Source organism: Vibrio sinaloensis DSM 21326 (assembly GCF_000189275.1).
Taxonomy (GTDB): domain Bacteria; phylum Pseudomonadota; class Gammaproteobacteria; order Enterobacterales; family Vibrionaceae; genus Vibrio; species Vibrio sinaloensis.
In genome coordinates, this window is the sequence record NZ_AEVT01000113.1 from 1 (window position 1) to 438 (window position 438).

Sequence of the window (438 nt, forward strand, 5' to 3'; positions counted from 1 at the left end):
TTCATTCCCGGATGGTGCAGCACGTCAATTAGCGATCCGGCTGCGCCGGTTTTTGTCATCGCGCGCGCCAAAGACAACGCGTCCAATGCGGCTATGCACCATAGCGCCTGCGCACATCACACAGGGTTCCAGTGTGACATACAGCGTGGTATCCAGTAACCGGTAATTCTGCAATACCAGACCTCCCTGACGCAGCGCCATTATTTCAGCGTGCGCAGTAGGATCGTGGCGGCCAATGGGTCGGTTCCAGCCTTCGCCAATGACGCGATGGTTATGCACCAATACCGCGCCAACCGGAACCTCGCGTTCGTCCCAGGCGCGTTTCGCCAGCGTCAGCGCGTGGCGCATCCAGTATTCGTGATCTAATTCGACATCAGACAAAGAGGTAACTCCGGTAATGAAAGCGGGCGGCATTATACACAGACGCTATGCGTTTAG

General features: G+C 56.4%; 1 pseudogene. It reads right to left on the bottom strand.

Annotated elements, in window-relative coordinates:
• Positions 1–348 (bottom strand): annotated as a pseudogene (tadA, locus tag RH45_RS20550) (tRNA adenosine(34) deaminase TadA); the annotation flags it as partial.
• Between the last annotated feature and the right edge of the window lie 90 nt (positions 349–438).